We start from the raw sequence: 7,676 nt of genomic DNA, 5'->3' as shown, positions 1-7,676 counted from the left end.
TATCAACATTAGCCAACTCTTCCAGCGGCTTTTCACAGGATGTGATTGCCTGTTTGAATGCAACTATAGCTTCATTTTTAGAATTTATGTCATTGGTCAAATCCTCTATCTTAGTGGAAATATTATCCAAGAACTCATTAGTGGTATTTCCCAATTTCTTCAAGTCATCGACTTCGACAAGGTCTTCTTGGGATACTCCATAATCAAGCAATTTTTCTTTAGAAAGAGAAAAGAATTGTTCAATGTCGTTTCTGTCAGATTCTATTCCTTTTAAAAGATCTTTTTTATCTTTTTCAAGCTGGGTTATTGTAGCTAATTGCTTTTCAAATTCAACCTTCTGATTGTTCAATTTGGATATGTTTTCATCAGATTTTAAATAATCATTATACCCCTGTTTTTTAGCGTGAAGTAGTTTCTTTTGCTCCTTGATTGAATCTATCTTATCTTCAAGTTCAATTTCGGATTCCTTAAGATTCTGTATGCTTACGACTGATTTTTCAAAGTCAAGATAAACATCCAATTTAGAGACATACTTTTCCAAACGAGTGATTTCCTCTTCGGCTTCACGTATCTTATCAAGGTTTTCCTGAAGAACCCTCTTGTCATTTTCAAGTTTTTCCAAAGTTTGCTTTTCATTAGTAAGATTGTTCATCTGAGTTTCGTAAATTTCCTTTTCACGTTCCATATTACGTTTGCTTTCTGAAATCTCTTCAATCAACTGTTTTACTTCCTCGATTTGTGATTCCAATTCATGGCCTCTATTTTTCAACTGGTTTAACTCATCTGTTTTGGCATCATATTCTTCCTGCAGCGCATCCTTGGAATATAGCTTTCCCTTAATTTCTGATAATTTGTTTTCATATTCACTTATTAAAGGAGATAAATTTTTCCAAGCGGTTTCAAGTGAATCCAAACCGAGCAATTTGCCTATCAATTTCTTTTTCTCAGCAGGCTGCTTGTCTACAAGCTCTGAGATTTCACCCTGTCTTACATAAATAGCATTCAGGAACAAATCGGCGTCCATATCCAAAATTTCCCTGACATAAACAGAAACCTCCTTGTCACCGGAACAAAGAGCCATGAAATCACCGTCACTTGATGTTTTAGTTAAAAGTCTTGAAGTGGATTTGGATTTGGTTTTATCCCTAACAATCCTGTATTCCTTACCTCCGGATACAAAATCAAGCTCAACGCTCATTGCATCGGTATTGTTGCGAACCAGATCACTCAGTTTTCCGGAAGTGTGCTGTTTGAATAAAGCGAAACTAATACCTTCAAAGATGGAGGACTTACCGGCACCATTTTCTCCGACAATAACAGTGATTCCTTTATTAAAGTTGATAATTTCAGTTCCATAGGATTTAAAATTCTTTAATTTCAAACGTTTAAAAATCATTTTCAATCCTCCTCTTCTTCAGCAGAAAATTTTTGTCTGTAAAATTCATCAATCAGTTGTTTAGCTTCCTCATTTTTATCTTTTGAAAGCAATGCATATAAATCAGAAGCAAATTTCGTAATGTCCTCATCATCATAACTTTCCAGTCTGGAGGCCAAAACTTCTATAGGACCCAATGCATTTTCCTTATCAATTATCAGATCAATGTTTTCCTCACCAGGAGTTATGAACTTAGGCCTTACCATCAATGTCAAGTCATCAAGTTCCTCGTTAATCAGCTCATAGGCCTCATTGGTTGATGTTACATTGTTTATTGTAAGATTTATGATTGGCTTTTTGTCAAAATCCTTGATCGTATTTCTAATCAGTCCTATTTCGCTATCCAGATTTTCAAAATCAATTGTTTTGTCTATGAATTCACGAGGCAAATCAATTTTGATTCTTTCAACTGAAGGCTTTTTGGAATCCAAATCAACAATCACAAACCCTTTTCCGTTTTTTCTGAAATCATCAAGCTCTGAGGTTTTCCATACTTCACTTGATCCGGGATAGACCAATTTGCCTTTTCCAAAATCATCGTTTATATAGTTGTGAAGATGTCCCATCGCATAATAGGTGAAATTATCCGGAACTTCCCCAATCTCCAATTCATACTGCAGATTGAAATACTTGTCAATTCCCTGGTGCAGTACCAGTATGGACTTTTCATGATTGGCTGCCTTTTTGGACAGTTCTGTTAACTTGTTTTTCAAAACCTTGTCCTGTGAAGAGGAATGGAATGGAAAACCTGCAATGAAAACATCCTCATACATGTAATTGGTGTTAATCGGACTGATTACTTTCAAACCAAACTTTTTAAATAATACCTGTGGAGGAATGGAGCCCTGACGCATTGCAAAGTCATGGTTTCCGGCTATTGCAAATATTGGAATATTTGCATTTTTAAGTTTTATCAGGCCTTTCTGAAAAGTTAAAAGAGCCATTGGAGATGGCCTTGAACTGTCAAAGAGGTCCCCACTATGTATTACAAAATCGACTTTCTCTTCTATTATTCTATCAATAATCTTTTCAAACACTTCATAAAAGTCTTTTTCTCGTTCATATAATCCGAATTGACGATAACCTAAATGAGTGTCTGCTAAATGTGCAAATTTCATTATATTACCTTTTTTAAATTTTGTATATAACCAATTTAAACACTTGTAAAGTATTTAATTAATGTATAATTTTAATAAATTAATATTTAAGGTTTATGTTACTCTAAGAGCAATATTGCCCCCAACTAATAATTATAACAACCTAAATCATCCAATTCCTGTTCCTGGCGTTTAAGCTCATCATCCTCTTTTTTGTTGAAGTTGGCCAGTTCACCGATAATGTCCAAATCGCCACCTGTACGGCGACCTTTAAACTCATCTATTTTAACCAAAGTAGGAACTTTAGTCATTAATCCAAGAACAATAGCTTCACCGACATTTAAAGACGGCAACTGATCAATCAAGTCTTTGGACAATGATTCTGAAGCGGACTGAACATGTCTCTGGTCTTCAGGTTCAACAAGACGCAGGATTATCATGTTGTTCATTTGAGACAATGCATCATGGTCAACTGTCTTTGGAGATTGGCTGACCAGACACAGTCCCAAACCGAATTTACGTCCTTCCCTTGCAACCCTCTGAATCCAATGCTTGGACTGTGAATCACGTTTGTTCGGAGCCAGGATATGTGCTTCTTCAATGACATAAAATACAGGATGGTCTAAAGTATCATCAGAACGGCCGTGAACTGCATTTTTCCTTCTTTGAAGAGAATTTCTCATGATATGGCTTACAAGCACTTCAGCAACAGACTCATCAGTCTGGCTTAAATCCAGCACATTTGCATGACCTACCTTGATGCTGGTTAAGATATTGCCCTTATTGCTGTCGAACAAGTTACGGTACTTATCCATTGAGTCCTCAACCTTGTTTATGACATCTATTATCCGTTTATCTGTTCTGGTGGAAATATTGCCTTCATCATCATATTCCACATCCTTATACAAAACATCGACAATCAGCTGCAGGAACTCAGAAGTGTGGGATGTTCCTTCACTGACGATTTTCTGGGCCTTGTTGAATGCCTGCCTGAAAAACCTTTCCTGAATGACTGCTGAATTTGGAATGCTAACCAGTCTTTTGATTTCATGAAAATTCATGTATTGGGGATTAATTTTAGGCTGAATAACATTGACATTTCCATTCGGGAATTTTGCATCCCTGTACTCCCCATGCATGTCAAATACAAAAACGGGAACATTGTATCCAAGCAACTGGTCAATAAGCACTGCAACAGTGTTTGATTTTCCAGCACCAGTCATGGCCAGAATTGCCAGATGCCTGTTTAAAATCGGATTTGCCTCCACATTAACTTCAATGTCGCTTTGATTGACAAGGGTTCCCAGCTTTATAGGATTGGTTACTTTAAAGACATCGTTTAATATTTCCTTACCGGCAAGGGTAATCGGCGTTCCCGGAAGTGCGGGGGTTCTAGGCAGCCTCAAATTGTCATTAACATCCCCCAAAAGCTTAACCTTACCTTTTATGTAATAATCCTTTCCGCCAATACGGGCAATGGTCTGAATGGCTTCAACATCATGCAAATCAATGTTTAAAGCATCATTTCCTCTTACCAAGCTTTCAACCATTCCCAAAACCTTCTTATTGTCATACTCGACAATTACATATTCCCCGACCTGAGGCATCTTATCTGAAATAAACGTTAACTCTGATAATGATATTTCACCAACACAATAACCTACTACCATTTTTATCACTTCTTCAATTGTTCCCTGTTTGTTGTTTCATAAATTCGACTAATCTTTAAAAGCTCATCCACATGTTTGTTTGTAATAACAACATCATTATGAGCTTTATTGAGCAAATACGGATATCCTTCAGCGGAATCCCTTTTAATAATTTCAATAATTTCAGTTATCATATCATCGTCCTCTTCAACATAGTATGGAAGTTCCACTTTCAGGACATTCTTATTCTCCTTTAGCCTTACATAAAATATTGTAAACCATAATTCATTGAAAAAATCATTATAAATCGGAAAAGGAACTGCAGTGCTGTCCTTTACTTTCTTATGGATTATCCTTGAAATTCCCTGTTTTTCTGTGAGCTGGTCAAGTATTCCAATGTCCGGAGCCTTGCTGTGAAACAAATCATTATTGGATGAAGTTTTGGATATGGAAATGATTTTTTTATTTTTCTTTAAAACTTCCTTTAAAACCAGCAATTTCTCTATTGATGAGAGATATAAGTTATATACATCATCACGTTCATAATCCCTGAAGTGGTCACTGCCCTCTCCTGACACGTGGGCATAAATCCTTCTTTTTACATTGGGAAAGGACAAATCCAAACTGGACAGGTCATTGATATCATCTTCAAATAACTTCAACTCACCCGGACTTAAGTTTTTCATGTCCGAAGGCTGTTTTGCCCCTTTAGGATAATGATTTTGAAGATCGCCTAAAATGGATCCGTCAAAAAGATAATAATCCACATCATATTCGTTTATTGCCTTCAGGCAACATTTAAGCTCGAAAATCGCCATGTAATTTGGAATCAATTCCCTTAAAAAAGGAATATGATCCATCTCGAATATTTCAGACTGTTCAATATTTTTCAAACCGCCGTCATAAATAAGAGCTTCAGCGGATACTGGACAATAGTTGAACATAAGAAACTTTTTAATGTTGAAACTTCCGTCACCTGCAGCAATTGAAAACTCCTTCTTGCTTTTAGCAAAGGGCTTATCGAACCATTTACCCTCCAAAGTGAAATCCTCATTTTTTTCTGGCTCTGGTTTAAGATATATTCTATTATTAAGTGCTTTAATATATAGAGACTTTAACATAATATGTAATATGTTAGTATATATAAAAAAAAGTAGTGGTAGAGCAGTTGACCACTAATCAATTGAAGCTTTTAGGATAGCTCCAGTTAACTCTTGAATTTTAGATTTGACATCATCAGTTTCTTCTACAATAGTGCCTGTAACGATAATGTCTCCGCCAGCTTTTGCAGCAGTGTATGCTACTTTAGCATCACGGATACCTCCACCAACAACTACAATCATATCATCAGTAGCTCTTTTGGTGTATGCAACCATTTCAGGAGGAATCGGCTTGTCTGCACCGGATCCCGCTTCAATATAGAAGAATTTCATTCCCAAAAGTTCAGATGCCATTGCATAAACTGCAGGTATTTTTGGCTTGTTTCTTGGAACAAGTTTAGCGTCTCCAACCCAGCCGACAGTTCCGCCAGGTTCTGCAACCATATAACCCATAGGCAATGTTTCGATTCCTGATTTTTTAACAGCAGGTGAAGCAAGAGCCTGTGCACCGATAATCCAGTAAGGATTGTTGGAATTAAGATAGCTCATAAAGAATATCGCATCTGCATATTTACTTACACTACTGGTATTTCCAGGGAAAATGATTATAGGAACAGCAATGTTTTCAGACAATATTTTACATGTTTCATCAACACCGATATTGTCAACGGTAGATCCTCCAATCATGATTCCGTCAGTTCCACCCTCAATAGCCTGAGTTGCAATTTCCAAAGCTTCTTCAGGTGTCTGTTCATCAGGGTCAATTAATGTGAAATGAATTTTCCTTTCTTTTAGTATGTTTCTAATATATTCTTCAACATTTTTCATAAAAATAAGTTTATTTAAAATTATATATTAATGCTTTGATATTTTAATAAAAATAAGAAATTTAAAAAAAATAGTAAAAAAGAAAAGAGAATATGTCTATCCTCTTGGTTCTTTAGCTTTGTATCTTAAACCTTTGTAACCACATTTTCTACAAGTTGTTGCACCAGCAGGGTTACGAGCGTTACATTTTAAGCAGATTTTAATATTGAACATTCTGTTTTCTGCTTCTTCGAATCTAGCCATTAATAACTCCTCCTTATAATAATGAAATCAAATGAAATAATCGTTATGAAGAAAATAAGATATTTCAATAATCATAACTATTAATAAATTATATTAAATTAATAGTATTTAAAGTTTTAGATATTTTCACTAATTTACTTGCAAAAAATTAGGAAAACTGAAAAAATAAACCACTCATGAACTTCTAATTGACTTTATTTGGAAATAAGATACATCCAACAATTAAAAAGTTCATTTTGAAATTGCAAAATTAATTAAATTAATTGACCATTCAATATATCAGATAGAAATTAGTATGACTATAAGAATTAATGACTCCATAATCAATTTAAAGCAATCGAAATTTTCATCGAAACAAAAAAGAAGGAGTTAAAATTTAACACCCATTAAATACTTATTCTTTCCTACATCTTAATCCTACACCAGCAAATAATAATGCCCTAGCCAATAAAACTAATGGATTACCGGTTGTTTTGGTGTCTCCTTTGTTAAGGATAGTAACTGTAAACTCTACCAGATCACCCAAATCAGTTTAGATGGCCTGAATTTTATCAAAATTTTTTCTAATTTTTCTTATTTATTATTTTTTCCTTATTTTCCATAGCAGTTTTATTATTTTCATCGATGTCTAAAACTTCATCCAATAGAGATAATGCTTCATTATATCTTTTTAGTTTAATCAGAAGTATTGCTTTATTATTTAATGTTAATACATTGTTTGGATTAATATTTAATGAATTATCATAATAATTTAATGCTTCATCATATTTTCCCATATATTCTAACGATACGGCAATGTCATTAATAGTATTTGAATCATTTTCAAAATACAAAACATGTTTATAACATTCAAAAGCCCCTTCATACTCCTCTTTTTCCAATAAAATATCTCCTTTTAACTTAAAAATATCAGCTTGATTAACATCAAATTTTATTGCCCAATTACAAAACATCAAAGAAAAATTATTTGCACGATTATAAAATAAATTAGCTAAATTATACAACATGTCTTCTATTTTAAAAAAAGATAAATAAACTAATAATATAATCATTATTATAAAAATTAACCAATCTTTATTATAAAATGAAAAAAAACAATTTAACAACAAAGCTAAAAAAGTAATATAAGTTGCCAAATTATTATCAAAAAAGTACTGAATGATAATATAAACAAAGACTAATGTAATAATTAATAAAATGATAATATATTCGAAAGAAAGACCTTTCGAACAATAGAAAAAAACTAAAAATATAATTGGAATAATATATAATTTATTAAAATCCATAAATTAACCCCCCAATATAGTTTGATTAATAATTATAC

At 33.6% G+C, this 7,676-nt stretch carries 8 protein-coding genes; all 8 read right to left on the bottom strand.

All coding sequences use genetic code 11. The features are described from left to right. Positions 1-1,396 (bottom strand): AAA family ATPase (locus tag ACKI2W_RS07570; RefSeq protein WP_407380806.1); only part of this gene is annotated, 1,396 nt, incomplete at its 3' end. A gap of 2 nt (positions 1,397-1,398) precedes the next feature. Continuing rightward, a complete protein-coding gene (locus ACKI2W_RS07565) occupies positions 1,399-2,553 on the bottom strand; it encodes an exonuclease SbcCD subunit D (protein ID WP_407380804.1) in 1,155 nt (384 codons plus the stop codon). 125 nt (positions 2,554-2,678) lie between these two features. Then, the gene (locus tag ACKI2W_RS07560; RefSeq protein WP_407380802.1) at positions 2,679-4,202 is read right to left on the bottom strand and encodes a helicase HerA-like domain-containing protein; all 1,524 of its coding nucleotides are present in this window, start codon (positions 4,200-4,202) and stop codon (positions 2,679-2,681) included. Positions 4,203-4,207: 5 nt separating this feature from the next. Further along, positions 4,208-5,221 (bottom strand): DNA double-strand break repair nuclease NurA, encoded by a 1,014-nt coding sequence (locus tag ACKI2W_RS07555; RefSeq protein ID WP_407380800.1) that lies wholly within the window; start codon positions 5,219-5,221, stop codon positions 4,208-4,210. 135 nt (positions 5,222-5,356) lie between these two features. Next, positions 5,357-6,109: a geranylgeranylglyceryl/heptaprenylglyceryl phosphate synthase gene (locus tag ACKI2W_RS07550; RefSeq protein ID WP_407380798.1), complete on the bottom strand. Its 753-nt coding sequence runs from the start codon at positions 6,107-6,109 to the stop codon at positions 5,357-5,359. A 96-nt stretch (positions 6,110-6,205) separates the two neighbouring features. Further along, positions 6,206-6,352 (bottom strand): 50S ribosomal protein L40e, encoded by a 147-nt coding sequence (locus ACKI2W_RS07545; RefSeq protein WP_058739021.1) that lies wholly within the window; start codon positions 6,350-6,352, stop codon positions 6,206-6,208. 394 nt (positions 6,353-6,746) lie between these two features. Then, the gene (locus ACKI2W_RS07540) at positions 6,747-6,878 is read right to left on the bottom strand and encodes a hypothetical protein (protein WP_407380796.1); all 132 of its coding nucleotides are present in this window, start codon (positions 6,876-6,878) and stop codon (positions 6,747-6,749) included. A gap of 37 nt (positions 6,879-6,915) precedes the next feature. Next, the gene (locus ACKI2W_RS07535) at positions 6,916-7,638 is read right to left on the bottom strand and encodes a tetratricopeptide repeat protein (RefSeq protein WP_407380794.1); all 723 of its coding nucleotides are present in this window, start codon (positions 7,636-7,638) and stop codon (positions 6,916-6,918) included. Positions 7,639-7,676: the final 38 nt, after the last annotated feature.

Source organism: Methanobrevibacter sp. (assembly GCF_045603845.1).
Taxonomy (GTDB): Archaea; Methanobacteriota; Methanobacteria; order Methanobacteriales; family Methanobacteriaceae; genus Methanocatella.
Note: the sequence above shows the minus strand (reverse complement) of the source record. Positions and strands in the feature narration are given on the sequence as shown.

Excerpts from the sequence above, each read along its gene's own strand:
- ACKI2W_RS07560 (WP_407380802.1), bottom strand. The coding sequence starts at position 4,202 with ATGGTAGTAGGTTATTGTGTTGGTGAAATATCATTATCAGAGTTAACG.
- ACKI2W_RS07535 (WP_407380794.1), bottom strand. The coding sequence starts at position 7,638 with ATGGATTTTAATAAATTATATATTATTCCAATTATATTTTTAGTTTTT.
- ACKI2W_RS07550 (WP_407380798.1), bottom strand. The coding sequence starts at position 6,109 with ATGAAAAATGTTGAAGAATATATTAGAAACATACTAAAAGAAAGGAAA.
- ACKI2W_RS07565 (WP_407380804.1), bottom strand. The coding sequence starts at position 2,553 with ATGAAATTTGCACATTTAGCAGACACTCATTTAGGTTATCGTCAATTC.
- ACKI2W_RS07545 (WP_058739021.1), bottom strand. The coding sequence starts at position 6,352 with ATGGCTAGATTCGAAGAAGCAGAAAACAGAATGTTCAATATTAAAATC.